Annotated in this window: 22 protein-coding genes and 1 pseudogene; 14 read left to right on the forward strand and 9 right to left on the reverse strand. The window is 72.2% G+C overall.

Annotated elements, in window-relative coordinates; all coding sequences use genetic code 11:
* Nucleotides 1–5 precede the first annotated feature (5 nt).
* From AQJ46_RS24540 to mug, 4 genes are read left to right on the forward strand one after another with little or no spacing between them, the layout of a single operon-like run.
* Nucleotides 6–779 carry an SGNH/GDSL hydrolase family protein gene (locus AQJ46_RS24540; RefSeq protein ID WP_059207635.1) on the forward strand — a complete coding sequence of 258 codons (774 nt, stop codon included), beginning with the start codon at nucleotides 6–8 and terminating at the stop codon, nucleotides 777–779.
* 6 nt (nucleotides 780–785) lie between these two features.
* Nucleotides 786–1,127: a DUF4326 domain-containing protein gene (locus AQJ46_RS24545; protein WP_059207636.1), complete on the forward strand. Its 342-nt coding sequence runs from the start codon at nucleotides 786–788 to the stop codon at nucleotides 1,125–1,127.
* A gap of 59 nt (nucleotides 1,128–1,186) precedes the next feature.
* Complete coding sequence (gene purB / locus AQJ46_RS24550) at nucleotides 1,187–2,629, forward strand: adenylosuccinate lyase (RefSeq protein WP_059207637.1); 1,443 nt, start codon at nucleotides 1,187–1,189, stop codon at nucleotides 2,627–2,629.
* On the forward strand, nucleotides 2,626–3,174 hold the full coding sequence (gene mug / locus AQJ46_RS24555; protein ID WP_079072414.1) for a G/U mismatch-specific DNA glycosylase: 549 nt from the start codon (nucleotides 2,626–2,628) through the stop codon (nucleotides 3,172–3,174). Before purB ends, mug begins: the two co-directional genes overlap by 4 nt.
* 4 nt (nucleotides 3,175–3,178) lie before the next feature.
* On the opposite strand, the gene AQJ46_RS24560 is transcribed toward mug, so the two are convergent.
* The 3 genes from AQJ46_RS24560 to AQJ46_RS24570 form a co-directional block, all read right to left on the reverse strand.
* Nucleotides 3,179–3,625, reverse strand: a complete 447-nt coding sequence (locus AQJ46_RS24560; RefSeq protein ID WP_059207638.1) for a hypothetical protein — start codon at nucleotides 3,623–3,625, stop codon at nucleotides 3,179–3,181.
* A gap of 609 nt (nucleotides 3,626–4,234) precedes the next feature.
* Nucleotides 4,235–4,984: an ABC-2 transporter permease gene (locus tag AQJ46_RS24565; RefSeq protein WP_059207639.1), complete on the reverse strand. Its 750-nt coding sequence runs from the start codon at nucleotides 4,982–4,984 to the stop codon at nucleotides 4,235–4,237.
* Nucleotide 4,985: 1 nt separating this feature from the next.
* Entirely contained in the window at nucleotides 4,986–5,906 is a 921-nt protein-coding gene (locus tag AQJ46_RS24570; protein WP_059207640.1) for an ABC transporter ATP-binding protein, read from the reverse strand.
* 108 nt (nucleotides 5,907–6,014) lie between these two features.
* On the opposite strand from AQJ46_RS24570, the gene AQJ46_RS24575 reads away from it, so the two are divergent.
* The 3 genes from AQJ46_RS24575 (at nucleotide 6,015) to AQJ46_RS24585 (ending at nucleotide 9,104) form a co-directional block, all read left to right on the forward strand.
* Entirely contained in the window at nucleotides 6,015–7,184 is a 1,170-nt protein-coding gene (locus AQJ46_RS24575; RefSeq protein WP_059207641.1) for a sensor histidine kinase, read from the forward strand.
* Nucleotides 7,185–7,198: 14 nt separating this feature from the next.
* Nucleotides 7,199–7,861 (forward strand): response regulator, encoded by a 663-nt coding sequence (locus AQJ46_RS24580; RefSeq protein ID WP_059207642.1) that lies wholly within the window; start codon nucleotides 7,199–7,201, stop codon nucleotides 7,859–7,861.
* Between the two features lie 85 nt (nucleotides 7,862–7,946).
* Nucleotides 7,947–9,104: an ROK family transcriptional regulator gene (locus AQJ46_RS24585; protein WP_057610580.1), complete on the forward strand. Its 1,158-nt coding sequence runs from the start codon at nucleotides 7,947–7,949 to the stop codon at nucleotides 9,102–9,104.
* A 76-nt stretch (nucleotides 9,105–9,180) separates the two neighbouring features.
* Here the strand turns inward: AQJ46_RS24585 and AQJ46_RS24590 are convergent, their stop codons facing one another.
* Together AQJ46_RS24590 and AQJ46_RS24595 are read right to left on the reverse strand one after the other, a co-directional pair.
* Entirely contained in the window at nucleotides 9,181–9,942 is a 762-nt protein-coding gene (locus tag AQJ46_RS24590; RefSeq protein WP_059207643.1) for a GntR family transcriptional regulator, read from the reverse strand.
* 167 nt (nucleotides 9,943–10,109) lie between these two features.
* On the reverse strand, nucleotides 10,110–10,994 hold the full coding sequence (locus tag AQJ46_RS24595) for an RNA polymerase sigma-70 factor (protein WP_059207644.1): 885 nt from the start codon (nucleotides 10,992–10,994) through the stop codon (nucleotides 10,110–10,112).
* A gap of 166 nt (nucleotides 10,995–11,160) precedes the next feature.
* Here AQJ46_RS24595 and AQJ46_RS24600 point away from each other — a divergent pair, with 166 nt between their 5' ends.
* Nucleotides 11,161–11,991, forward strand: a complete 831-nt coding sequence (locus AQJ46_RS24600; RefSeq protein ID WP_059207645.1) for an alpha/beta fold hydrolase — start codon at nucleotides 11,161–11,163, stop codon at nucleotides 11,989–11,991.
* A 93-nt stretch (nucleotides 11,992–12,084) separates the two neighbouring features.
* On the opposite strand, the pseudogene AQJ46_RS52415 reads toward AQJ46_RS24600, so the two are convergent.
* Nucleotides 12,085–12,960 (reverse strand): annotated as a pseudogene (locus tag AQJ46_RS52415) (DMT family transporter); the annotation flags it as partial.
* On the opposite strand from AQJ46_RS52415, the gene pdxR reads away from it, so the two are divergent.
* From pdxR to AQJ46_RS24615, 3 genes are all read left to right on the forward strand, one after another.
* On the forward strand, nucleotides 12,918–14,375 hold the full coding sequence (pdxR, locus tag AQJ46_RS24605; protein WP_059207646.1) for a MocR-like pyridoxine biosynthesis transcription factor PdxR: 1,458 nt from the start codon (nucleotides 12,918–12,920) through the stop codon (nucleotides 14,373–14,375). The pseudogene AQJ46_RS52415 and the gene pdxR sit on opposite strands and share 43 nt — an antisense overlap.
* Before the next feature lie 132 nt (nucleotides 14,376–14,507).
* The gene (locus AQJ46_RS24610) at nucleotides 14,508–16,094 is read left to right on the forward strand and encodes an alkaline phosphatase D family protein (protein WP_059207647.1); all 1,587 of its coding nucleotides are present in this window, start codon (nucleotides 14,508–14,510) and stop codon (nucleotides 16,092–16,094) included.
* 135 nt (nucleotides 16,095–16,229) lie between these two features.
* Nucleotides 16,230–17,660 carry a GNAT family N-acetyltransferase gene (locus tag AQJ46_RS24615; protein ID WP_059207648.1) on the forward strand — a complete coding sequence of 477 codons (1,431 nt, stop codon included), beginning with the start codon at nucleotides 16,230–16,232 and terminating at the stop codon, nucleotides 17,658–17,660.
* On the opposite strand, the gene AQJ46_RS24620 is transcribed toward AQJ46_RS24615, so the two are convergent.
* Entirely contained in the window at nucleotides 17,638–18,816 is a 1,179-nt protein-coding gene (locus AQJ46_RS24620) for a trans-sulfuration enzyme family protein (protein WP_059207725.1), read from the reverse strand. The genes AQJ46_RS24615 and AQJ46_RS24620 overlap by 23 nt on opposite strands.
* A 60-nt stretch (nucleotides 18,817–18,876) precedes the next feature.
* Between AQJ46_RS24620 and AQJ46_RS24625 the strand changes: the two genes are divergently transcribed.
* Nucleotides 18,877–19,371 carry an Lrp/AsnC family transcriptional regulator gene (locus AQJ46_RS24625; RefSeq protein ID WP_057610572.1) on the forward strand — a complete coding sequence of 165 codons (495 nt, stop codon included), beginning with the start codon at nucleotides 18,877–18,879 and terminating at the stop codon, nucleotides 19,369–19,371.
* Nucleotides 19,372–19,404: 33 nt separating this feature from the next.
* On the forward strand, nucleotides 19,405–21,096 hold the full coding sequence (locus AQJ46_RS24630) for a DUF885 domain-containing protein (RefSeq protein ID WP_059207726.1): 1,692 nt from the start codon (nucleotides 19,405–19,407) through the stop codon (nucleotides 21,094–21,096).
* A gap of 93 nt (nucleotides 21,097–21,189) precedes the next feature.
* Here the strand turns inward: AQJ46_RS24630 and AQJ46_RS24635 are convergent, their stop codons facing one another.
* Nucleotides 21,190–21,705, reverse strand: a complete 516-nt coding sequence (locus AQJ46_RS24635) for an immunity 21 family protein (RefSeq protein ID WP_059207649.1) — start codon at nucleotides 21,703–21,705, stop codon at nucleotides 21,190–21,192.
* A gap of 326 nt (nucleotides 21,706–22,031) precedes the next feature.
* Complete coding sequence (locus AQJ46_RS24640) at nucleotides 22,032–22,517, reverse strand: rhodanese-like domain-containing protein (RefSeq protein ID WP_059207650.1); 486 nt, start codon at nucleotides 22,515–22,517, stop codon at nucleotides 22,032–22,034.
* A gap of 94 nt (nucleotides 22,518–22,611) precedes the next feature.
* Between AQJ46_RS24640 and AQJ46_RS24645 the strand changes: the two genes are divergently transcribed.
* The gene (locus tag AQJ46_RS24645; protein WP_057610569.1) at nucleotides 22,612–23,058 is read left to right on the forward strand and encodes an Lrp/AsnC family transcriptional regulator; all 447 of its coding nucleotides are present in this window, start codon (nucleotides 22,612–22,614) and stop codon (nucleotides 23,056–23,058) included.
* Nucleotide 23,059: the final 1 nt, after the last annotated feature.

The following is a 23,059-nucleotide window of genomic DNA, read 5'->3' on the forward strand; positions in this document are numbered from 1 at the left end:
CCGCCATGCAGACCAATCCCACTTACTCCAGCCTCGTCGCGGTCGGCGACTCCTTCACCGAGGGCATGTCGGACCTGCTGCCGGACGGCTCCTACCGGGGCTGGGCCGACCTTCTCGCCGGCCGGATGGCCGCCGTGACACCCGGCTTCCGGTACGCCAACCTCGCGGTGCGCGGCAAGCTGATCCAGCAGATCGTCGACGAGCAGGTCGACGTGGCGGCGGCGATGCAGGCGGACGTGATCACGCTGGTGGGCGGGCTCAACGACACCCTGCGGCCCAAGTGCGACATGGTCCGGGTCCGCGACCTGCTGACGGAGGCCGTGGAGCGGCTGGCCCCGTCCTGCAAGCAACTGGTGCTGATGCGCAGCCCCGGCCGCCAGGGCCCGGTCCTGGAGAGGTTCCGGCCGCGCATGGAGGAGCTGTTCACCGTTGTCGACGAGCTCGCCGCACGGCACAGCGCAGTGGTGGTCGACCTGTACGGCGCCCCCTCGCTCTCCGACCCGCGCCTGTGGGACGTGGACCGGCTGCATCTGACGGCCGAGGGCCACCGCCGCGTCGCCGAGGCCGTGTGGCAGACCCTCGGCTACGACCCCGAGGACACGGAGTGGCGTACGCCGGTCCCGGCGACGGTCCCACCGAGGTGGGTCGCGCGGCGCGTCGCGGACGCCCGCTTCGCCCGGCAGCACCTGCTGCCGTGGATCGGCCGACGGCTCACGGGGCGGTCGTCGGGTGACGGCCTGCCGCCGAAGCGTCCCGACCTGCGGCCCTACGAGCCCTAGGACGTCGTGCACACGCGCGTGGTCAACGTCAGGGGCCGTATCCACGAGTACGGCCCCCGTCTCGAACACGCGCCCGCCGACCTCGTCTACGTCGGCCGACGCTGGACCATGGGCGGCTGGGACCTGCCGAAGCACCCGCTGTACAACCCGTTCGCGTACGACACCCCCTCGCGCCGCCGGGACGGCACGCGGGCCGAGGTCATGGCGAAGTACCGGGTGTATCTGCTGCAGCGACCGGATCTGCTCGCTCTGGTCCCCGGCCTTCGCGGCAGGGCCCTGGCCTGCTGGTGCGCACCCGAACCGTGTCACGCCGATGTGCCGGCGGAGCACGCGGAAGACCTCTCGTAGGTTCCGACGAACGGAGCCCGGGCGCTGGCCTGCACGAATCGCCAGTAGAATCCGTACACGTGACTTCCGCTCCCGCCAAGCCCCGCATCCCGAACGTCCTCGCCGGACGCTACGCCTCCGCCGAGCTCGCCACGCTCTGGTCGCCCGAGCAGAAGGTGAAGCTCGAGCGTCAGCTCTGGCTCGCCGTGCTGCGGGCCCAGAAGGACCTCGGGATCGAGGTGCCCGAGGAGGCCCTCGCCGACTACGAGCAGGTCCTGGACACCGTCGACCTGGCCTCCATCGCGGAGCGCGAGAAGGTCACGCGGCACGACGTGAAGGCGCGGATCGAGGAGTTCAACGACCTCGCCGGGCACGAGCAGGTCCACAAGGGCATGACCTCCCGGGACCTCACGGAGAACGTCGAGCAGCTCCAGATCCGGCTCTCCCTCGAACTGATCCGCGACCGCAGCGTGGCCGTCCTGGCGCGCCTCGGCAAGCTGGCCGGCGAGTACGGCGAGCTGGTCATGGCCGGTCGCTCCCACAACGTGGCCGCGCAGGCCACCACTCTCGGCAAGCGTTTCGCGACCGCGGCGGACGAGCTCCTCGTCGCGTACGGCCGGGTCGAGGAGCTGCTGGCCCGCTACCCGCTGCGCGGCATCAAGGGCCCGGTCGGTACCGCGCAGGACATGCTGGACCTGCTGGGCGGGGACGCCTCGAAGCTGGCGGAGCTGGAGCAGCGGATCGCCGGTCACCTGGGCTTCTCGCAGGCGTTCACCTCGGTCGGCCAGGTCTACCCGCGCTCCCTGGACTACGAGGTCGTCACCGCGCTGGTGCAGGTGGCGGCGGCCCCGTCCTCGCTGGCGAAGACGATCCGGTTGATGGCCGGGCACGAGCTGGTGACCGAGGGGTTCAAGCCGGGCCAGGTCGGCTCCTCCGCGATGCCGCACAAGATGAACACGCGGTCCTGCGAGCGCGTCAACGGCCTGATGGTCATCCTGCGCGGCTACGCCTCGATGACCGGCGAGCTGGCGGGCGACCAGTGGAACGAGGGCGACGTGTCCTGCTCTGTGGTGCGCCGGGTCGCGCTGCCGGACGCGTTCTTCGCTCTCGATGGTCTCCTGGAGACCTTCCTGACGGTCCTCGACGAGTTCGGCGCCTTCCCGGCCGTCGTCGCGCGCGAGCTGGACCGCTACCTGCCCTTCCTCGCCACCACCAAGGTGCTGATGGGCGCGGTGCGCGCGGGTGTCGGCCGTGAGGTCGCGCACGAGGCGATCAAGGAGAACGCCGTCGCCTCCGCCCTCGCGATGCGCGAGCAGGGCGCCGAGCGCAACGAACTCCTCGACAAGCTGGCCGCGGACGAGCGCATTCCGCTCGACCGGGCCGGGCTGGACGCGCTGATGGCCGACAAGCTGTCCTTCACGGGCGCCGCGGCCGACCAGGTCACCGCGGTCGTGGGCCGGATCGAGGAGATCGTGAAGCAGCACCCGCAGGCGGCGGGCTACACCCCCGGAGCGATCCTCTGACCCGCTTTACCCCCGAGGAGTTGGAGGCCGCCCGCGACCGTCTCGTACCGGACGTGGTCGCGGACGGTCTCCGTGTGCTGTTCTGCGGCATCAACCCCGGTCTGATGACGGCCGCTACGGGGCATCACTTCGCCCGGCCCGGCAACCGGTTCTGGCCGGTGCTCCATCTGTCCGGCTTCACGCCGAGGCTCCTGAAGCCGTCTGAGCAGCAGGAGTTGCTGTCGTACGGGCTCGGGATCACCAATGTCGTGGCCCGGGCGTCCGCGCGGGCGGACGAGCTGAGCGCCGAGGAGTACCGCGAGGGCGGGCGGCTGCTGGCGGAGAAGGTTTCGCGGCTCAGGCCCCGGTGGCTTGCCGTGGTGGGGGTCACCGCCTATCGCGCGGCCTTCGACGACAGGAAGGCGAAGGTCGGGCCGCAGGAGCGGACGATCGGGGAGACGCGCGTGTGGGTGCTGCCGAATCCGAGTGGCCTCAACGCGCACTGGACGGCGGCGACGATGGCGGAGGAGTTCGCCCGGCTCCGGGGCGCGGCGGGGGACGGCTAGCGGGTCAGACCGGGTCGATGTCCGAGGCCACGGCCAGGACATGAACCTCGTCGGTGTGGTCCCGGTAGCCCACGCCGAGGGCGATCCAGCGGTCCGAGCCCGGGGGTTGCCACAGGTCCAGGTCGTCCGCCACGGAGCTCGTCGTGGCCCAGGGTTCGGGTATCTCCTCGCCCCGCTCGCTGTGCACGCGGAGCGTGCCCATTCCCCAGAGCGGCTGCTGCCTGCCCCAACGGTCGTTCAACTGCTGCGCTATGAAGCTCTTCAGGGCGTAGAAGTCCTCCACGGTCGCCATGCGGCGCGCCGCGTCACCGGTCCGCGTCCCGTGGCTCACCGCTAACGACTCGATGCGGTAACCGGGTCCCGCCCCGTAGGGCACCGGCTCGCCGTCCGCCGCGCTCAGGTCGCGGGCACACAGCGAGTCGATCGCGGCGAGATACTTCGCACTGTCCATGTGATCCAGTAAACCGGCCCCCACTGACATTTGGCGGGGCGTCAAGTGACTCGGGGGGCCGGACGCCCCGGTCGACGGACCGGTCGTGGGGTCGGGCGTCCCGGGCACGGACCCGCCGGGGAGTCAGGCGCGCCAACAACGGACCGCCGCAGGATCAGGCACCCCGCCACGGACCGCCGCAGGTCGGGCGTCCCCGGCCAGTGGCCCGCCGAGGGGCAGGCCTCCCAGCCAGGGGCCCGCCCGGGGCCTCCCGGCCACACACCCGCAGGGAGCGGGCGTCCCCGACGACGGACCAGTCGTGGGTCAGGCGTCCCAGCCACGGACCCGCCGGGGAGTCAGGCACCCCAACAACGGACCGCCGCAGGATCAGGCACCCCGCCACGGACCGCCGCAGGTCGGGCGCCCCCGGCCAGTGGCCCGCCGAGGGGCAGGCCTCCCAGCCAGGGGCCCGCCCGGGGCCTCCCGGCCACACACCCGCAGGGGGCGGAGTCCCCGGCGACGGACCGGTCGTGGGGTCAGGCGTCCCAGCCACGGACCCGCCGGGGAGTCAGGCACCCCAACAACGGACCACCGCAGGATCAGGCACCCCGTCACCGACCCGCCCTGCGGTCAGGCATCCCGGCGGCGCAAGCTCCACGCGCCCGCCGTGACGGCTGCCGCTGTCCACAGGGCGGTGACGCCGAGTCCGGTCCACGGGCCCAGAGTGCGGTCGGGGGTTTCGTACAGGACTGTCTGTCCGGCTCTGTCGGGCAGGAAGTCGGCGACGCCGGCCCCGGCCGCGTCTCCGATCACGAAGGAGACGACGAGGATGAACGGGATGATCAGGGAGAGTGCGCCCACACCACTGCGCAACAGGGTCGCGACTCCCGCCGCGAACAAGGCCATCAGCGTGAGGTAGACCGCACAGCCGATGACACCGCGCGTCTGCTCACCTGTGGAGAGGCCGCTCGCCGCGTCCCCGAGCCCGGCCCGTCCCACGACGAGCGCCGCGAGTGCGGTGACCAGCCCGACGGCCAGCGTCGGCACGCCGATCGCGAGCAGCTTCGCCGCGAACCACCGCCCCCGCCGCGGTACAGCGGCCAGCGACAGCCGGAGCCCACCCCCGTGGAACTCCGACGACACCGCCATCGCTCCGAAGGAGATGGCCGCGATCTGGCCCGGCCCGACCCCGGACAGCGCCATGAACAGCGGATCGAATTCGGGGTCCGAGGTCTCGGAGACCCCGGCGATCGCGGAGAACGCGGTGGTCGCCGCGAACAGAGCGAGCAACGCGCCGAGGAGCGAGCGCAGCGTACGGATCTTCAGCCACTCGGAGCGGAGGACCGGGGCGAAGGAGCGGGGGATGGGTGGGGACGACATGTCAGGCCTCCTGCGGCTGTGCGGTGAACTCTGTCTCGGTCGCGGTCAGATCCAGGTAGGCCTGTTCCAACGTGGCTTCCTGTGTGGCCAGTTCGAGGAGCGGCACGCGCGCGGCGGAGACGATGGCGCCGATCTCGTCCACGCGCGTGTGCTGCACGGTCCAGTGCCCGTCCTCGTGCTCCACGGCGTCGTGACCGTGCCGGGCGAGGGCGCTCTTGAGGGCGGTGGGGTCCGTCGTGCGGATGCGGACGCCGGGCCGCACGCGTGCGTGGATGAACTCCCGCATCGGTGTGTCGGCGAGCAGCCGCCCCCGGCCCAGGACGACGAGGTGGTCGGCGAAGGACGCGGTCTCGTTCATGAGGTGGCTGGAGACCAGCACCGTGCGGCCCTCTCCGGCCAGCCGGCGCAGCAACTCGCGGATCCAGATGATGCCTTCGGGGTCGAGGCCGTTCGAGGGCTCGTCGAGCATGACCACGCCGGGGTCGCCGAGCAGGGCGGCCGCGATGCCGAGCCGCTGCCGCATGCCCAGGGAGTACGTCTTCACCCGGCGCCTTGCGACCGAGGCCAGCCCCGTCTGCTCCAGCACCTCCTCGACCCGGCGGTCGGGGATGCGGTTGCTCGCCGCCAGCGTGCGCAGGTGGTCGCGGCCGGAGCGGGAGCCGTGCGCGGCCTGGGCGTCGAGCAGGGCGCCCACATGACGCAGGGGTTCGTCGAGTGTGACGTAGGCGCGGCCGCCGATCGTGGCCGTCCCGGAGGTCGGACGGTCGAGACCGAGGACGAGCCTCATGGTGGTGGACTTTCCGGCGCCGTTGGGCCCGAGGAAGCCGGTGACCCGGCCGGGCAGGACACGGAAGGTGACGTCGTCCACGGCTCGTCGTGTGCCGAACTCCTTGGTGAGGGCTTGGACTTCGATGCTGGTCATGGCAGCAGCCTGGCGGGTGCCGCGGGGGCGGGGCCTCCCCCGTGTGTGGAGATCGTCTCCCCCGTGCGGGGGAGGCTCGTTGTCGGTGGCGGCTGGCACGATGACCAAATGGTCCGCTTGCTGCGCCCGTTCGGTCGGGCGGTGACGTACACACGATGGCTGCATCTGTTCATCGCCGTCGTGTGGCCGGCCATGTGGATGTTCGTCGAGGAGGCGTGGTGGACCTGGCTGGTGGCGGCCGTGACGCTCGCGCCCGCGGGGCTGGTGCCCGCGATGCGCACCGTGGAGGGGCTGCAGGCGAGGCTGCTGCTGACGGGACACCGGCACAACAGCGAGAGCATCGACATCGTCGTCGCGCCGTCGGCGTCCTGGAGCGACCGGGGGCGGCTGGTCGTGTGGCTGGAGGCGCGTCTGCTGCTCGGCTACGCGACGGCGATGCTCAGCATGCAACTGCTCATCAGCTCGGTGGACCTGGTCGCGTCGGCCTTCGGCCGTGACGTCGACGAGGGCGTGCTGATCCTCCTCGACGGTCACCAGTGGTGGCACGTCCTGCTCGCGCCCCTGTCGCTGGCAGCGCTGGCGGCGACCGTGGTCGGCTCGGGCCGTCTGATCACGGCGCTCGCGCTCCGGCTGCTCGGCCCCTCCCCCGCCGAGCGCCTGGCCGCCATGGAGGAGCGGACCGAGCAGCTCCTGGAGCGCACCCGTATCGCGCGTGAGCTGCACGACTCCATCGGGCACGCCCTGACCGTCGCCGTCGTCCAGGCGGGCGCCGCGCGGGCGGCCGGTGATCCGGCCTTCACGGACCGTGCCCTGGACGCCATCGAGGAGACCGGCCGAGCCGCCCTGGAGGACCTGGAGCGTGTCCTCGGCATTCTGCGCGAGTCCGACCGGCCGGTGAGCGGCCGCCCGACGCTGACGGACGCCGACCGGCTCCTGGAGTCCGCGCGCGCGTCCGGCGCCAAGGTGGACGCCGAACTGACCGGGCCGGTGGACACCGTGCCCGGGCCGGTCTCCCGGGAGGGCTACCGGATCCTCCAGGAGTCGCTGACCAATGTGCTGCGGCACGCGGGGCCCGTGCCGGTCCGGATCCGTATCGAGGTCACGGACGAGGCCCTCGCCCTGGAGGTCCGCAATCCGTTGACGGCCGACATAGCCGGCCCCGGGCGGGGCAGCGGGCTGCGCGGGATACGCGAACGGGCGGCTCTGCTCGGCGGTCGCGCGCACACCGGGCCCGACCGGGGTGACTGGCAGGTGCATGCCGAGCTGCCGCTTCGCTGATCTACGCTGACGGGATGCCGGTCACCGTTCTCCTCGTCGACGACGAACCCCTCGTACGCGCCGGTCTGCGGGCGGTGCTCGAGGCGCAGCCCGACATCGAGGTCGTCGGCGAGGCGGCCGACGGGGCGGCGGTGATCCCCCTCGTACGGCAGCTGCGGCCCGACGTGGTCGCCATGGACGTACGGATGCCTCTGCTGGACGGCATCGAGGCCACGCGCGCGGTGCTGCGGACGATCGCGCAGCCGCCGAAGATCCTCGTGGTGACGACGTTCGAGAACGACGAGTACGTGTACGAGGCACTGCGGGCGGGTGCCGACGGGTTTCTGCTGAAGCGGGCCCGGCCGGCCGAGATCGTGCATGCCGTGCGGCTGGTCGCCGAGGGTGAGTCACTGCTGTTCCCCGCCTCGGTACGACAGCTGGCCGCCCAGTACGGCGAGGAGGGCGGCAACCGTGCCGCCCGGGCCGCGATGGAGCGGGCCCAGCTGACCGAGCGGGAGGCCGAGGTGCTGCGGCTGATGGCCCGCGGACTGTCCAACGCGGAGATCGCCGCGCGGTTGATCGTCGGCACGGAGACCGTGAAGTCACACGTCAGCGCCGTCCTGGCCAAGCTGGGAGCGCGGGACCGAACGCAGGCGGTGATCGCGGCGTACGAATCGGGGTTCGTGGCGCCGGGGTGAAAAGTGAATCGGCCGGCAGGGCGGCAGGGTGGCGGAGCGACCTGTACCATCCGCCCCACACGCGCACGAGCTGGGAGGACGGACGTTGGGGCGACTGACCGGCGGGGATCCCTCGCTCCTGCGAAGAATCAACTCCGCGGTGGTACTGCACGCGCTGCGCGCCACGGACTGCGCGACGCTGACCGAGATCACCCGGGTGACGGGTCTGTCCCGGCCGACGGTCGAGGGGGTCGTCGAGGGGCTCATCGAGAGCGGCCTGGTGGTCGAGAAGGCGGCTGACGAGAGCGTCGCCCGGCGGCAGGGGCGGCCCGCGCGGCGGTTCCGGTTCCGGGCCGAGGCCGGGCACCTGCTGGGCCTGGACATCGGGCCCCACCGGGTCGCCGCGCTCCTGTCCGACCTCGACGGCCGGGTGCTCGGCGCCGTGGCCAAGGACGTCGACGAGACGGCGTCCGCCGACGACCGTCTGGAGCGGCTGCGCACCGCGGTCGCCGAACTGCTGCGCCGGGCCGGGGTCGCGCGCGACTCCCTGTGGGCCGTGGGGGTCGCCTCGCCGGGCATCGTGGAGGCGGACGGGACCATACGGCTGTGCGCGGCGCTGCCCGAGTGGACGGGGCTGCGTCTCGGCGAGCGGCTGAGCCGTTCCTTCAAGTGCCCGGTCCTGGTGGAGAACGACGCCAACGCGGCCGCGGTCGCCGAGCACTGGAAGGGCTCCGCCACCGAGTCCGACGACGTGGTGTTCGTGCTGGCCGGACTGAGTCCGGGGGCCGGTTCGCTGATCGGCGGGCGGTTGCACCGGGGCTACGGCGGGGCGGCCGGGGAGATCGGCGCGTTGCATCTGCTGGGGCGCGAGGTCACCCCCGAGACGCTGCTGTCCACGACGGACGAGCCTTTGCACCCGCTCGACGAACAGGCGGTCGCCGCGGTCTTCGCACAGGCCCGGGAGGGCGACCAGCGGGCCCGGGCGGCCGTGGACCGGTTCATCCAGCGGCTCGTCCACGACGTGGCGGCGCTCGTCCTGGCCCTCGACCCGGAGCTCGTCGTGGTCGGCGGCTGGGCGGCCGGCCTGGACGGCGTACTGGAGCCGCTGCGGCGCGAGTTGGACCGCTACTGTCTGCGGCCGCCGAAGGTCACCCTGTCGCTCCTGGGCGAGGCGGCCGTGGCGACGGGTGCGCTGCGACTGGCTCTCGACCATGTGGAGGAGCAGCTGTTCGCGGTGGAGGGCACGGTCACGGCGCGGCGCTGAACCGTCCGTTCCCGCGCTGCGGACCCATGACATGCGGCGGTGCCCCGGACCGAGGTCCGGGGCACCGCCGCAGTGCTCAGGAGGCCCGGCGTTCGGGGCCCTCGTGGATCTCCACCGCGCCGGAGTCCCCGAAGGTCAGCCGGCAGGTGTCCGCACGGTAGGTGGCCACGGAGACGGCCGCGGTGCGGCCCCCCGCCAGGTAGCGGGTGGTGACGACGAGAACCGGGGCCCCGGGCAGGCGGTCCAGCTCCTTCGCGTCGTCCGCGCGGGCCGAGCCGAGTTCGACGGCGTTCTCCCGGCTCTCCAGCTCCAGGCGCTGCAGTTCGCGCAGCACGGCACGCGCGCGTGCCGCCCCCGACGGCGTGTCTATGGCGGAGAGTTCCGGCACCGACGCCTCGGGGATGTACAGCAGCTCGGCGGCGACGGGCTGACCGTGGGTCATCCGGGAGCGGCGCACGGTGTGCACCGGCTGCTCGCGGTCGGTCCCGAGGGCGTCCGCGACGGCCGCGGGCGGCACCGCGGAGGCGCAGTCGACGGCCTGCCAGTCGTCCCCGGCCGCACCGGGCCAGGCGTGCTGCTCGGAGCCGACGGCCACGCCCACGCGCGGCGGCGCGACGGTCGTACCGACGCCGCGGCGGCGCTGCAGCCTGCCTTCCAGCTCCAGTTGCTCCAGAGCCTGGCGGAGCGTGGCGCGGGCGACGCCGAAACGGGCGGCGAGATCGCGCTCGTTCGGCAGGATCTCGCCCACGGTGAATTCGGAGTCCAGTGCCTCACTGAGCACCGTCTTGAGATGCCAGTACTTCGGTTCCGGCACCGTTTCGAGCTGCGTGGTCCCCACCCTGTCCTCCGCAATCGCCGTGGTCCGGCGGCGTTTTAGCGCCCTTGTTTATTAAAGGTTGTTGCACTTCTCTGCGACCATAGGGCGGCCCCCACCCTTGGTCAAGACCAATCCTCGATCCCCTGGGGGGCGCGCGGGCGTGATGCCACACAGCGTTAATGAGGCATTCAGGCAGCAGGCAGGGCGCGCAGCTTGTCGGGGTTGCGGATGACGTAGACGGACTGGATGCGGCCGTCCAGGATGTCCAGCTGGAAGACGGAGTCGGGCTTTCCGCCCGACAGGACGAGCACCGCCGGTCCGCCGTTGAGTTCCAGGAAGCGCCAGGTGATGTCCGGGACGCCCCTTTCGGCGATGCCGACGAGGAAACGGCCCACGTGGTCGGCCGACTCCAGGACCCGCAGCGGCGCCTTGCTCTTGCCGCCGCTGTCCCCGACGAGCCGGACGTCCGGCGCGAGCAGCGACATGAGCCCCTTCAGGTCGCCCCCGCCCGCGGCGGCGAGGAAACGCTCCGTCAGATCGCGGCGCCGGACCGGGTCGACCTCGTACCGCGGCCGTCGTTCCTCGACGTGCCTGCGGGCCCGCCCCGCGAGCTGCCGTACGGCGGGTTCGCCGCGGTCGAGCATGGCGGCGATGTCGGCGTAGGGGTAGCCGAAGGCCTCCCTGAGGACGAACACCGCCCGCTCCAGCGGTGACAGCGACTCCATGACGACCAGGACCGCGAGGGAGACCGAGTCGGCGAGGACGGCCTGCTCGGCGGTGTCGGGCACGGTGTCCCCGAAGTCGGTCACGTACGGCTCGGGCAGCCAGGGGCCGACGTACGTCTCGCCGCGCGCCTTGACCTGGCGCAACCGGTCGATCGCCAGGCGCGTGGTCACGCGGACCAGGTAGGCGCGCGGTTCGCGCACCTCGCTCCGGTCGGCCCCGGACCAGCGCAGCCAGGCTTCCTGCACCACGTCCTCGGCGTCGGCGACGCGCCCGAGCATGCGGTAGGCGACGCCCACGAGGACGGGACGGTGTTCTTCGAAGACATCGGTCTCGGTGTTAGTGGCCACAGGTTCATCCCAACCCAGACGCCGGTTCGTGTCCAGGCGATATCGGCGGGCGGCGGGCCCCGGAGGATCCGAGGGTCTACCCGCCAGTAGCAATTGCTGACAAGCTGTCTACAGCGCGTCCGCCGTGCGCCTGCCTCAGCCCGTGAGTCGCCGTCAAGGAGCCCCCATGTCCACCACCGTCTCCTTCAAAGTCCCCTCCGCCCAGGGCCCGCAGCCCGTGACCGTCTCCTACGCGCGCGTGGGTCGCGGTGAGCCGCTGCTCCTGCTGCACGGCATAGGTCACCACCGGCAGGCCTGGGACCCGGTGGTGGACATCCTGGCGACCGAGCGCGACGTGATCGCCCTGGACCTGCCCGGGTTCGGCGCGTCGCCGGGGCTGCCCGAGGGGCTGTCGTACGACCTGGCCACGACGACGTCGGTGTTCGGGGCGTTCTGCGAGGCCCTGGAGCTGGACCGCCCGCACGTGGCCGGCAACTCCCTCGGCGGTCTGCTGGCCCTGGAACTCGGCCGCGAGCAGCTCGTACGGTCCGTCACCGCGCTGTCTCCCGCCGGGTTCTGGTCGCGGGCCGAGCGGCGCTACGCGTTCGGGGTACTGCTCGCGATGCGGCACATCTCGCGGCGGCTGCCGCTGCCTCTGGTCGAGCAGCTGTCGCGCAGCGCGGCCGGCCGCACGATGCTCACGAGCACCATCTATGCGCGCCCGGGCCTGCGTTCACCCGAGGCCGTGGTCGCCGAGACGCTCGCCCTGGCGCAGGCCACGGGGTTCGACGCGACCCTGCGGGCCGGTACCGCCGTCCAGTTCGGCGACGACGTCCCGGGGCTGCCGGTCACGGTGGCCTGGGGCACCAGGGACATGCTGCTCGTGCGCCGGCAGGGGGTGCGGGCCAAGCAGATCATTCCCCGGGCCCGGCTCGTGCGGCTGCCCGGCTGCGGCCACTGCCCGATGAACGACGACCCCGCTCTGGTCGCGCGCGTCATCCTCGACGGCAGCCGCTGAGTCCGTCCGCCGTCGGCTCAACGCCCCCGATCCGAGAGCGACTCCGGCGCCCACCAGGGCGCTGCCCACGGCCTGGGCGGCGCCGTAGGAACCCGTTCCGACAAGGGGCGCGGTACAGGCGGCCGCGACCGGGATGAGCCCGGAAAACAGCGTGGCGCGCTCCGCGCCGATCCGCTGCATGCCCATGTACCAGCACACGAACCCGACGACGGTGACGACCGCCGCCTGCCACAGCAGCGCGGCGGCCTCGGCGGTGTCGGGGCGGCGCAGCCACGCGGTGCCGTCCAGGAACAGTCCGACCACGGCTGCCTCGACGGCGGCGACCGCGCAGACCGTGGCGGACAACAATCGTGGCCCCAGGGGCCGCAGCACGGGTACGGCGAGCACCGCGAAACCGACCTCACCGGCCAGCGCGCACACGGAGAAGGCGATGCCCACGGCGTCCGTACGGCCCCAGCCCTGCACGGCGAAGGCGCCCAGGGCGACGAGCAACGCGCCCCGCAGGACGCGGGGTTGGGGTCGTCGTCCGTCGAGCAACGGCACGAGAACGGCCACCAGCACGGGGGCGCAGCCCACGAAGACGCCCGGGACGGCCGGTTCAGCGGTGCGTTCGGCGGCGATGACGGCGAGGTTGAAGCCGACCATGCCCACGGCGGCGAGAAGCGCGAGGCGGGTCCATTGACGGGACCCGAGTGCCCGCAACCGTGACGCGGCGCCCCTCGCGGCCGGCGGAACGAGCAACAGCGCGGCGAGGCCGTAGCGCAGGAACTGGCCGCCCGCGTACGGGTAGTCGCCGAGCAGGCTGTTGGCGGTGAAGGACGCTCCGACGAGGACGCAGGCGAACGCGGCGAGGAGGGAACCGCGCGTGGTGGTGTTCATGGCAGTGACGCTAGGAAGGGTGGCGGTCCGGTTTAAGGTCCATTCCCATGACGTCATCGCGGACCAATCCGGAGGGGCGGCCGGGCGCATCGGAATCCGCCGGGTCGCCCGCCTGGGAGCTGCTCCTGCCCGCCGCCTCCGCGCCGGCACGCACGCGTGGCCGTTCCCTGCAGGCGGCGCTGCGGGAGGCGGTGCGGTCCGGACGGCTCGTGCCGGGGACGCGGCTGCCGTCGAGTCGGGATCTGGCGGCCGACCTCGGTGTGTCGCGCGGGCTGGTCACCGAGGCGTACGAGCAGCTGACGGCGGAGGGGTATCTGCGCAGCGGCCGGGGTGCGGGCACCTGGGTCGGCGGTGCCGTGCGGGCCGCCCACCCACGCGCCCGTGACCTGGCCCCGCGCACTCCGGGCAGCCGCGCCGACTTCGTGGCGGGGACGCCCGACCTGTCGTTGTTCCCCCGCACCGCCTGGGCCACGGCACACCGGGGCGTGCTGGCGGAACTGCCGCACCAGGACCTCGGTTATCCCGACCCGCGCGGGCTGCCCCGGCTGCGCGCGGCCCTGGCCGAGCTGCTGGCCCGCCGCCGGGGGGTGGTCGCGGATCCGGAGCGGATCGTGGTCGTCTCCGGCGTGGCGCAGGCGACGACGCTGCTCGGATTCGCGCTCCACGCGCACGGGTTGCCGACCGTCGGTGTGGAGGACCCCGGGAGCCCGCAGCACGACGCCCTGTACGCGGCGGCGGGCGTCACCACCGTTGCCGTACCGCTGGACGAGGACGGAGTCTCCCTCGGTCCCCTGCGCGAGTCGGGCGTGCGTGCCGTGGTCACGACGCCCTCCCACCAGTTCCCCACCGGTATCGCCTACTCCGCGCGGCGCCGCGCGGAACTGCTCGACTGGGCGCGTTCCGTCGACGGCTTCGTCCTGGAGGACGACTACGACGGCGACTTCCGCTACGACCGGGCCCCCGTCGGCGCGCTCCAGGGTCTCGACCCGGATCGGGTGGCCTACGCGGGATCGGTCAGCAAGTCGCTCGCTCCCGGACTGCGGCTGGGCTGGCTGCTGGTGCCGGAAGCGCTGGCCGACGAGGTCGTCGAGCGGAAGCGGACCATGGACCTCGGTCATCCCACGATCGACCAGGCGCTGTTCGCCCGGTTCGTGGAGCGCGGCGACTACGACCGCCAACTGCGCCGCTGCCAGCGCGCCTACCGGGAGCGGCGCGACGCGCTGGTCTCCGCGCTGGACGAGCACCTCCCCGGCACGGAGGTGTCCGGGATCGCCGCCGGGCTGCACGTCATCGCCACGCTGCCGCCCCGGTACGGTCCCCAGGAGAGGTTCCTCGCGCGCCTGGCGACGGCCGGTGTGACCGTCCGCCCGCTGACGGACTACGCACACGCGCGTGCCGAGCCCGACGAGAAGCAGGGTGTGCGGCTGGTCCTCGGCTACGCGCACCTGCCTGCGACGCGGATCCGGGACGGCGTACGCCTGATGGCCGAGGCCGCCCGCGACTGACCCGCGCCATTTCGCACACGGGTTCCCTTGTTCCCGCGGCCAGTTGTTCACCTGTGGTTTGCGTGTGCGCTGCGGTGCCCCAGTAGTTGTGGCATCGCACACCGGCCGGATCCCGTCCTTGGAGGCGCATCCATGTCACACCGTCCGTTCCCCGGCCGCCGCAGCGTGCTGCGCGGCACCCTGGCAGCGTCGGCCGCCCTCACCCTGCCCGCCGTGTCCGGAGCCGCGCCCGCCTTCGCCCTCTCCGGGCGCCCGGGGGCGGGCTGGGGGGTGCAGACGGGAGACGTGACCTCCGACTCCGGCCTGGTGTGGGTGCGTTCCGACCGTCCGGCCCGGATGATCGTGGAGACGTCCGCGACCGAGTCGTTCCGCACCCCCCGCAGATGGCACGGCCCGCTGCTCGGCGCGGACACCGACTTCACCGGTACGACCCGGCTGCGCGGTCTGCCGTCGGGCGAGCAGATCCACTACCGGGTGCTGCTGGCCGACCCGGACGACCCGCGTCGCACCGGCGAGCCGGTCGCCGGCACCTTCCGCACGGTGTCCTCCAAGCGCCGTGACGGGGTGCGGTTCCTGTGGTCCGGCGACCTTGCCGGGCAGGGCTGGGGCATCAACCCGGACTTCGGCGGCTACACGATCTACCGGTCGATGGCCGAGCTCGACCCGGACTTCTTCCTGTGCAGCGGCGACAACATCTACGCCGACGGCCCGATCGCGGAGACCGCCGCCCTGCCCGACGGCAGCACCTGGCGGAACATCACCACCGAGGAGAAGTCCAAGGTCGCCGAGACCCTGGCCGAGTTCCGCGGCAACTTCCGCTACAACCTCCTGGACCACAACCTCCGAGCCTTCAACGCCCAGGTGCCGTCCGTCATCCAGTGGGACGACCACGAGGTGCGCAACAACTGGTACCCGGGCCAGACGATCCTCGACTCCGACGCCCGCTACACCGAGAAGAGCGTCGACGTCCTCGCGGGCCGGGCCCGGCGCGCGTTCAGCGAGTACTTCCCGGTCTCCACACTGCGGCCGGGAGCGCGGGACGGCCGGGTGTACCGGGTGCTGCGCCAGGGTCCGCTGCTCGACGTGTTCGTGCTGGACATGCGCACGTACCGCAACGCCAACTCGCCCGACGACCAGACCGTGGACCCGCAGGGCATCCTCGGCCGGGAGCAGCTGGAATGGCTCAAGCGGGAGCTGTCGCGGTCGAGGGCGGTGTGGAAGGTGATCGCCTCCGACATGCCGCTCGGGCTGGTCGTGCCCGACACCACGGAGGGCAGGGCGAACATCGAGGCGGTGGCGCAGGGCGACCCGGGCGCCCCGCTCGGGCGTGAGCTGCAGATCGCCGAGCTGCTGCGGTACATCAAGCACCGGCGGATCACCGGCACGGTGTGGCTGACCGCCGACGTCCACCACACCTCGGCCCAGCACTACCAGCCGTCACGGGCCGCGTTCACCGACTTCGAGCCGTTCTGGGAGTTCGTCTCGGGTCCGCTGAACGCGGGTGCCTTCCCGGCCAGCGCGCTCGACGGCACCTTCGGCCCGGAGCGGGTGTTCGTGAAGGCGCCGACCACCTCGAACGTCTCCCCCGCGGGCGGCTACCAGTTCTTCGGCGAGGTCGACATCGACGGCCACAGCGGCGAGCTGACGGTGCGTCTGCGCGAGCAGGACGGCACGGTGCTGTTCACGCGGGTGCTCCAGCCGGGCCGGGTGGGTCAGTGACTCCCGCCGACATCACTCATGACCGAATGGTTGAAAAGGGCACAAAAAAGTGCAGAACCACGCTTTACCGATCAGTCACAATGCGTTCGTGATCACGCAACACCGTTCCTCCACAGTGGCTGTATGACTCGAGACATGTCAGATGTGACCCGTGCCAAACACGGTCGCCCCGTCCACCACTGGCGGCGCGACGTGATCGAACTCGCGGCCCTGTTCACGGCCGTCGCGGTCGCCGACACCGTGGCGAACCTGATCGGGCACGGCCCCGACGGTACCGCGCTGCTGGTGATCTCGGCGGTGGCCCTGCTCGCCACGGCCGGATTCCACACATGGTGGGCACGCCGCCACGGTCACGCACCCCCGACGGGTGATACCGGCACCCGGCCGCTGCCCCAGGGGGAGCAGGCCGGGCCGTCCGATCAGCCGTCGCGCACCGCGGACCCCGTGGCCGCGGAGAGCACGCTGTGGCGGATGCGCACCACGGTGAAGGACGAACCGGGCTCGCTGGCCGCCCTCTGCACGGCCCTCGCCACACACCGGGTCGACATCCTCAGCCTGCAGACCCACCCACTGGCCGAGGGCACAGTCGACGAGTTCCTGCTGCGTGCCCCCGGTGCGCTGGAGGGCTCCGAGATCACCCGGGCCGTCGCGCTGGCCGGCGGCGCCGACACCTGGATCGAGCGGGCCGACACGCACGATCTGGTGGACGCCCCGACCCGGGTTCTGGGCCTCGCCACCCGGACCGCCCTGGACGCGGCGGAACTGCCGCTTGCCTTGCGGCAGTTGCTGGGCCGGTGCACGATCCGCTCCTTGCCGGCCGTTCCGGTGGGAGGCGGTCGCGGCTCGGAGAGTGTGCCCGTGGAAGGAGCTCTGGAGGACACCGTGATGCGGTTGCGGGCGCCGGAAGGCGGAGTGATCACCGTGGAACGGCCGTATCTGCCCTTCACACCGACGGAGTTCGCCCGGGCCCGGGCCCTGGTCGAGCTGGACGCCCGGCTGGGTCCGCGGGTGCCGCGCAGCCAGGACGCACTGACGCTGCCGGAGGGCCACGACATCACCGTGCGCCGGGCCGACACCGGGGACCTGGACGCCGCGGTGGCGATGCACGAGCGGTGCTCGTCGCGGACGTTGACCATGCGCTACCACGGGCCCGTCGGTGACGCCGACCGCTATCTCAACCACCTGCTCAGTCCCCGGTTCGGCCGCACCCTCGCCGTACAGACCGCGTCGGGGCGGATCGTGGGGCTCGGACATCTGCTGTGGGACGGCGACGAGACCGAGGTGGCGCTGCTCGTCGAGGACGCGTGGCAGCGGCGTGGGATCGGCGCGGAGCTGCTGGAACGACTGGTGGCGCTGGCTGTCGAGGCCGGATGCGAGAGCGTGTACGCCGTGACCCAGTCCTCCAACACGGGGATGGTCGCCGCGATGCGGGGGCTGGGGCTCCCCCTCGACTACCAGATCGAGGAGGGGACCCTGGTGATCACCGCGCGTATCGCCCCGCAGGGAGAGCCGGAGCCTGCCATGGGAGTCGGGGAACCGCAGGTCAATACTGCCCCGAGGCCCTGACCGGGCGTTCCAGCGCGGTGTCCAGATCCGCCCACAGGTCGTCGACGTCCTCCAGGCCCACCGACAGACGCAGCAATCGGTCACTCACGCCCGCACCCCTGCGGTCCACCGCGTCCACGATGCGGTGGCTGATCGACGCCGGGTGCTGGATGAGGGTGTCCACACTGCCCAGGCTCACCGCCGGGGTGATCAGGCGAACCCGCCCGATCACCTCGTGCGGGTCGCCGTCGACCTCGAAGGCGATCATCGCGCCGCCGATGCGCGGGTAGTGGACGCGGGTGACGCGGGGATCGGCCGCCAGGCGGCCGGCGAGTTCGGCCGCGTTCGCGGAGGCCGCCCGCACCCGTACGGGAAGAGTCGCGAGACCTCGCAGCAGCAGGTAGCCGGCGAGGGGGTGCAGGACGCCGCCCGTGGCGAAGCGGACCTGCCGCAGGTGCCCGGCGAACTCCTCGTCGCAGGCCACCACGCCCGCCATCACGTCCCCGTGGCCGCCGAGGTACTTGGTGGCGCTGTGCAGCACCAGGCGGGCGCCCTGTTCGGCGGGGCGCTGGAGCACGGGCGTGGCGAAGGTGTTGTCCGCGAGGAGGGGCACGGAGCCGCAGGAGTGGGCCAGGGCCCGCAGGTCGATCTCGGCGAGGGTGGGGTTGGCCGGGGACTCGACCAGGACCAGGCCCGTCTCCGGGCGCAGGGCGTCGGCGACCCCCGCCGGATCGGTCCAGGTGACCTCCGTGCCGAGGAGTCCCGCGGTCAGGAGGTGGTCGCTGCAGCCGTACAGGGGGCGTACGGCGACGACGTGGCGCAGGCCCAGGGAGGCCCGTACGAGAAGGACGGCCGTGAGCGCGGCCATGCCGCTGGCGAAGGCGACCGCGGTCTCGGTCTTCTCCAGCCGGGCCAGGGCGGTCTCGAAGCGGGCGACGGTGGGGTTGCCGAGGCGTCCGTACACGGGCGGGCCGTCCGGCTCGGCACCGGTCGCCGCGAAGGCGTCGATGCGGGCGGCCTCGCCGCGGCTGTCGTAGGACGGGTAGGTCGTCGACAGGTCGATGGGCGGGGCGTGCAGTCCCTGCCGGGCGAGGTCGTCGCGGCCGGCGTGGACGGCCTCGGTGGCCAGTGCTCTGAGCGGCGTACGAGAGGCGGTGGCGGTGCGCGCTGAGTCCATGCCCGCAAGAGTGAACATCGACCGGCGTTCTCGGGCCGAACCCCGTGCTACGTTCGGCCGATGGCCGAATCTGTCGTACTGGACCCGGTGGACCTGCATCTGCTGCGGCTGTTGCAGAACGACGCCCGGACCACCTACCGCGACCTCGCCGCGCAGGTCGGTGTCGCGCCGTCGACCTGTCTGGACCGGGTGACCCGGCTGCGCCGCTCGGGCGTCATCCTGGGTCATCAGCTGCGGCTGGACCCGGGGAAGCTGGGCCGGGGCCTCGAGGCGCTGCTGTCGGTGCAGGTCAGGCCGCATCGGCGGGAGCTGGTGGGACCGTTCGTTGAGCGCATCAGGGCACTGCCCGAGTCGCGGACCGTCTTCCATCTGACCGGCCCCGACGACTATCTCGTGCATGTGGCCGTGGCGGACATGACGGATCTGCAGCGGCTGGTGCTGGACGAGTTCACGTCCCGGCGTGAGGTGGCCCGGGTGGAGACCCGGTTGATCTTCCAGCAGTGGGAGTGCGGACCCCTCCTGCCGCCTGCCACGCCGACAGCGGAATCGGGGTGACTCCCACGAGGTCCCCGTATGAGGATGGACCGCATGTCTGAGACTCAGAGCCCGCTGCCCCGTCAGGTCGCCGACGCCTACGTCGACGAGCTCATCGCCCTCGATCCGATCACCGGCACCTACCTGGGTGTGAAAGCGAGTTCCAGCAAGCTTCCCGATACCTCGCCGGCGGGCCAGGAAGCGCTCGCGGAGCTCCAGCGGGCCACGCTCGCGAAGCTCGACGAGGCCGAGCGGCAGCCCGGCGCGGACAGCGACATCGAGCGCCGGTGCGGCCGGCTGCTGCGGGAGCGCCTGACGGCCGAACTCGCCGTGCACGAGGCAGACGAGGGTCTGCGCGCGGTCGGCAACATGGCCACGCCGGCCCACTCGGTCCGCGAGGTCTTCTCCGTCACCCCGACGGAGACGGAGGAGGACTGGGCGGCGATCGCGGAGCGGCTGCGAAAGGTACCGGCCGCGTACGCGGGGTACCGCGAGTCCCTCGCGCTCGGTCTGGAGCGCAAGCTGTACGCGGCGCCGCGTCCGACCGCCACCTTCGTCGAGCAGCTCACCGAGTGGGCGGACACCGACGGCAACGGCCGGGGCTGGTTCGAGGACTTCGTCGCGGCGGGCCCCGAGGCGCTGCGCGCGGAGCTGGACGAGGCCGCCCGCGCCGCGACCGCCTCCGTGGTGGAGCTGCGCGACTGGATGCGGGACGTGTACGCGCCGACCATCGAGGGCGCCTCGAACACGGTGGGCCGGGAGCGGTACGCCCGCTGGGCACGCTACTTCAACGGCACGGACCTCGACCTGGACGAGGCCTACGCGTACGGCTGGTCCGAGTACCACCGGCTGCTCACCGAGATGAAGCAGGAAGCCGAGAAGATCCTTCCCGGCGCCGGGACGCCCTGGGTGGCGCTCGCCCACCTCGACGAGCACGGCAAGCACATCGAGGGTGTCGACGAGGTCCGCGACTGGCTCCAGGGCCTGATGGACCAGGCGATCGACTCGCTCGACGGCACCCACTTCGAACTCGCCGAGCGGGTGCGGAAGGTGGAGTCCTGCATCGCCCCGCCCGGTGGTGCGGCGGCGCCGTACTACACGCCCCCGTCGGAGGACTTCTCGCGTCCCGGCCGCACCTGGCTGCCGACCATGGGCCAGACCCGTTTCCCGGTCTACGACCTCGTCTCCACCTGGTACCACGAGGGCGTCCCCGGCCATCACCTCCAGCTCGCCCAGTGGGCCCATGTCGCGGAGAACCTCTCCCGCTACCAGGCGGCGGTGGGCGGGGTCAGCGCCAACGCCGAGGGCTGGGCGCTGTACGCGGAGCGGCTGATGGACGAACTGGGCTTCCTCACGGACCCGGAGCAGCGGCTCGGCTATCTCGACGCGCAGATGATGCGGGCCGCCCGCGTCATCGTCGACATCGGCATGCATCTGGAGCTGGAGATCCCGGCGGACTCCCCCTTCCACCCGGGCGAGCGCTGGACCCCCGAGCTGGCGCAGGAGTTCTTCGGCGCGCACAGCAGCCGTCCGGCGGACTTCGTGGAGAGCGAGCTGACCCGCTATCTCACGATCCCCGGCCAGGCGATCGGCTACAAGCTCGGCGAGCGGGCCTGGCTGCTGGGCAGGGCGAAGGCCCGCGAACGGCACGGCGACGCCTTCGACCTGAAGGCCTGGCACATGGCGGCACTGTCGCAGGGTTCGTTGGGGCTGGACGACCTGGTGGACGAACTGGCGCGGCTCTGACGCTCGGGATCAGGTGACCGACTCGAACCCATGGTCCGGGTCGGTCACCGGCCGCAGCCGTTCACCCGCCGGCGTCGCGCACGTGAACGGCCCTCAGTCCGGGAGCCGGCGCAGCTGGACGAGTCCCAGCCAGGTCTCCGGTCCGGGCCGTACGTTGGCGGCGCGTACCGCATACCGGCCTGGGGCGAGCGAGACCTTCAAGTGGTCGGTGTTCACGGAGTCGTTGCCGGGCCAGGCCGCGTCGAAGAGGACGACCGGGCCGGGCACCGACCACTTCACCTCGTCCTCCCAGGCGGCCGTGGCGAGCGCGGCGGGGACTTCGGCGAGGAGTTCGTCCTCGGAGTCGGCGGCGCACCACCGTACGAAAGTGCCGTGGTCGGGGAGGTAGGAGGTCGAGGCGGGCTCGTCCCCGAGGACCAGGGCCGCGGCATCGCCGACCGGCAACAGGCCCACGAAGCCGTCCACTTCACAGGCCCGGTCGTAGTCGGAGGCCGTCTCGTCGCCGTCGGCGCCCGCCCAGAACGGCAGCACCGTCTCCGGCACCGCTATGAGCGGGCCGCCGCCCGACTCCACCCACTCCACCGTGCCCGGCTCCGCGTATCGCACCATGCGCCAGAACCTACACGCACAGGAACCCCAGGGTTGCACCTGCACAGGAACCGTTCTCATGGACTGAGCAGGAGTGAGCCCGCTCAGCCGCACGTCCCGAACGGTCTTGGGCGGGCCAGGCCCCTACACGACCTGGCCATATGGCTACGCCCATAGGCGACGGGGAGGCCCTGAACCATCGCTCTGGTGGAGCAGGGGCCCGCACGCTGACGCCGTACCCGGCGTCCCAGGTCGCACGATTGCGTCAACCCGGACGGCCCAGAGCGCCGCAAGCCGGGAAGCCGGCCATCACACGATCGTGCATGCCCCACCACAGTCGCCAGGACTCAGCAGCCGCAGTCCTCCAAGCCGGCCGGGGCGGTCAACGGGTCGGCGGTGCGCCGCTCGTGGCCCTGCCAGGTCTCGAACTCGAAGCCCTCGCGCACCCAGTACTCGAAGCCGCCGAGCATCTCCTTGACCTGGTAGCCGAGTTCGGCGAGGGCGAGCGCGGCGCGGGTGGCGCCGTTGCAGCCCGGCCCCCAGCAGTACGTCACGACGGGCACGGACCTGTCGAGGAGTTGTCCGGCCTGCCCGGGGATGAGGGCGGTGGGCAGGTGGACCGCGCCCGGGACATGTCCCTGGTCCCAGGCGTCGGTGGAGCGGGAGTCGAGGACGACGAAGCCGGGGTCGCCATCGGCGGCGAGCGCGGCGGCGACGTCGGACACGTCGGCGTGGAAGACGAGACTGGCGCGGAAGTGGGCGGCGGCCTCGGCCGGGGAGGCGGGGGCCACGCGCAGAACCGGGTTCAGGGTGAGCGAGTCGGTTGTCGTCATGGCCAGAAATCTACGATGGGCGATCGACTACCTGAAGGGGAATTCCACGGCATCCATCTTGCTCGGCCGGGGATTCCCCTGGTATTCCTCGGGTATGACCGCGTATTCCCCGGACGACACCGACTGGCGCATCCTCGACGTCCTCCAGCGGGAGGGCCGGGCCAGTTTCACCGAGCTCGCCCGTGCCGTGTCGATGTCCGCGAGCGCGGTCACCGAGCGGGTGCGGCGGCTGGAGGAGGCGGGGGTCATCCAGGGGTACGCCGCGGTCGTCGACCCCGACCGGCTGGGCCTGCCGATCCTGGCGTTCGTCCGCCTGCGGTACCCCAACGGCAACTACAAGCCCTTCCACGACCTGGTCGCCGTGACGCCCGAGATCCTGGAGGCGCACCACGTGACCGGCGACGACTGCTTCGTCATCAAGGTGGCCGCCCGCTCGATGCGTCACCTGGAGGAGGTGTCGGGCAGGATCGGCACGCTGGGCTCGGTGACCACGAGCGTCGTCTACTCCTCCCCGCTCCCCCGGCGGCCCCTGGGGCGCTGAC

It is taken from the genome of Streptomyces canus (assembly GCF_001514145.1).
Taxonomy (GTDB): Bacteria; Actinomycetota; Actinomycetes; order Streptomycetales; family Streptomycetaceae; genus Streptomyces; species Streptomyces canus.

Excerpts from the sequence above, each read along its gene's own strand:
- AQJ46_RS24540 (WP_059207635.1), top strand. The coding sequence starts at position 6 with ATGCAGACCAATCCCACTTACTCCAGCCTCGTCGCGGTCGGCGACTCC.
- AQJ46_RS24560 (WP_059207638.1), bottom strand. The coding sequence starts at position 3,625 with ATGGACAGTGCGAAGTATCTCGCCGCGATCGACTCGCTGTGTGCCCGC.
- AQJ46_RS24565 (WP_059207639.1), bottom strand. The coding sequence starts at position 4,984 with ATGTCGTCCCCACCCATCCCCCGCTCCTTCGCCCCGGTCCTCCGCTCC.
- AQJ46_RS24570 (WP_059207640.1), bottom strand. The coding sequence starts at position 5,906 with ATGACCAGCATCGAAGTCCAAGCCCTCACCAAGGAGTTCGGCACACGA.
- AQJ46_RS24575 (WP_059207641.1), top strand. The coding sequence starts at position 6,015 with ATGGTCCGCTTGCTGCGCCCGTTCGGTCGGGCGGTGACGTACACACGA.
- AQJ46_RS24580 (WP_059207642.1), top strand. The coding sequence starts at position 7,199 with ATGCCGGTCACCGTTCTCCTCGTCGACGACGAACCCCTCGTACGCGCC.
- AQJ46_RS24600 (WP_059207645.1), top strand. The coding sequence starts at position 11,161 with ATGTCCACCACCGTCTCCTTCAAAGTCCCCTCCGCCCAGGGCCCGCAG.
- pdxR (WP_059207646.1), top strand. The coding sequence starts at position 12,918 with ATGACGTCATCGCGGACCAATCCGGAGGGGCGGCCGGGCGCATCGGAA.
- AQJ46_RS24610 (WP_059207647.1), top strand. The coding sequence starts at position 14,508 with ATGTCACACCGTCCGTTCCCCGGCCGCCGCAGCGTGCTGCGCGGCACC.
- AQJ46_RS24615 (WP_059207648.1), top strand. The coding sequence starts at position 16,230 with ATGTCAGATGTGACCCGTGCCAAACACGGTCGCCCCGTCCACCACTGG.
- AQJ46_RS24620 (WP_059207725.1), bottom strand. The coding sequence starts at position 18,816 with ATGGACTCAGCGCGCACCGCCACCGCCTCTCGTACGCCGCTCAGAGCA.
- AQJ46_RS24625 (WP_057610572.1), top strand. The coding sequence starts at position 18,877 with ATGGCCGAATCTGTCGTACTGGACCCGGTGGACCTGCATCTGCTGCGG.
- AQJ46_RS24630 (WP_059207726.1), top strand. The coding sequence starts at position 19,405 with ATGTCTGAGACTCAGAGCCCGCTGCCCCGTCAGGTCGCCGACGCCTAC.
- AQJ46_RS24635 (WP_059207649.1), bottom strand. The coding sequence starts at position 21,705 with ATGGTGCGATACGCGGAGCCGGGCACGGTGGAGTGGGTGGAGTCGGGC.
- AQJ46_RS24640 (WP_059207650.1), bottom strand. The coding sequence starts at position 22,517 with ATGACGACAACCGACTCGCTCACCCTGAACCCGGTTCTGCGCGTGGCC.
- AQJ46_RS24645 (WP_057610569.1), top strand. The coding sequence starts at position 22,612 with ATGACCGCGTATTCCCCGGACGACACCGACTGGCGCATCCTCGACGTC.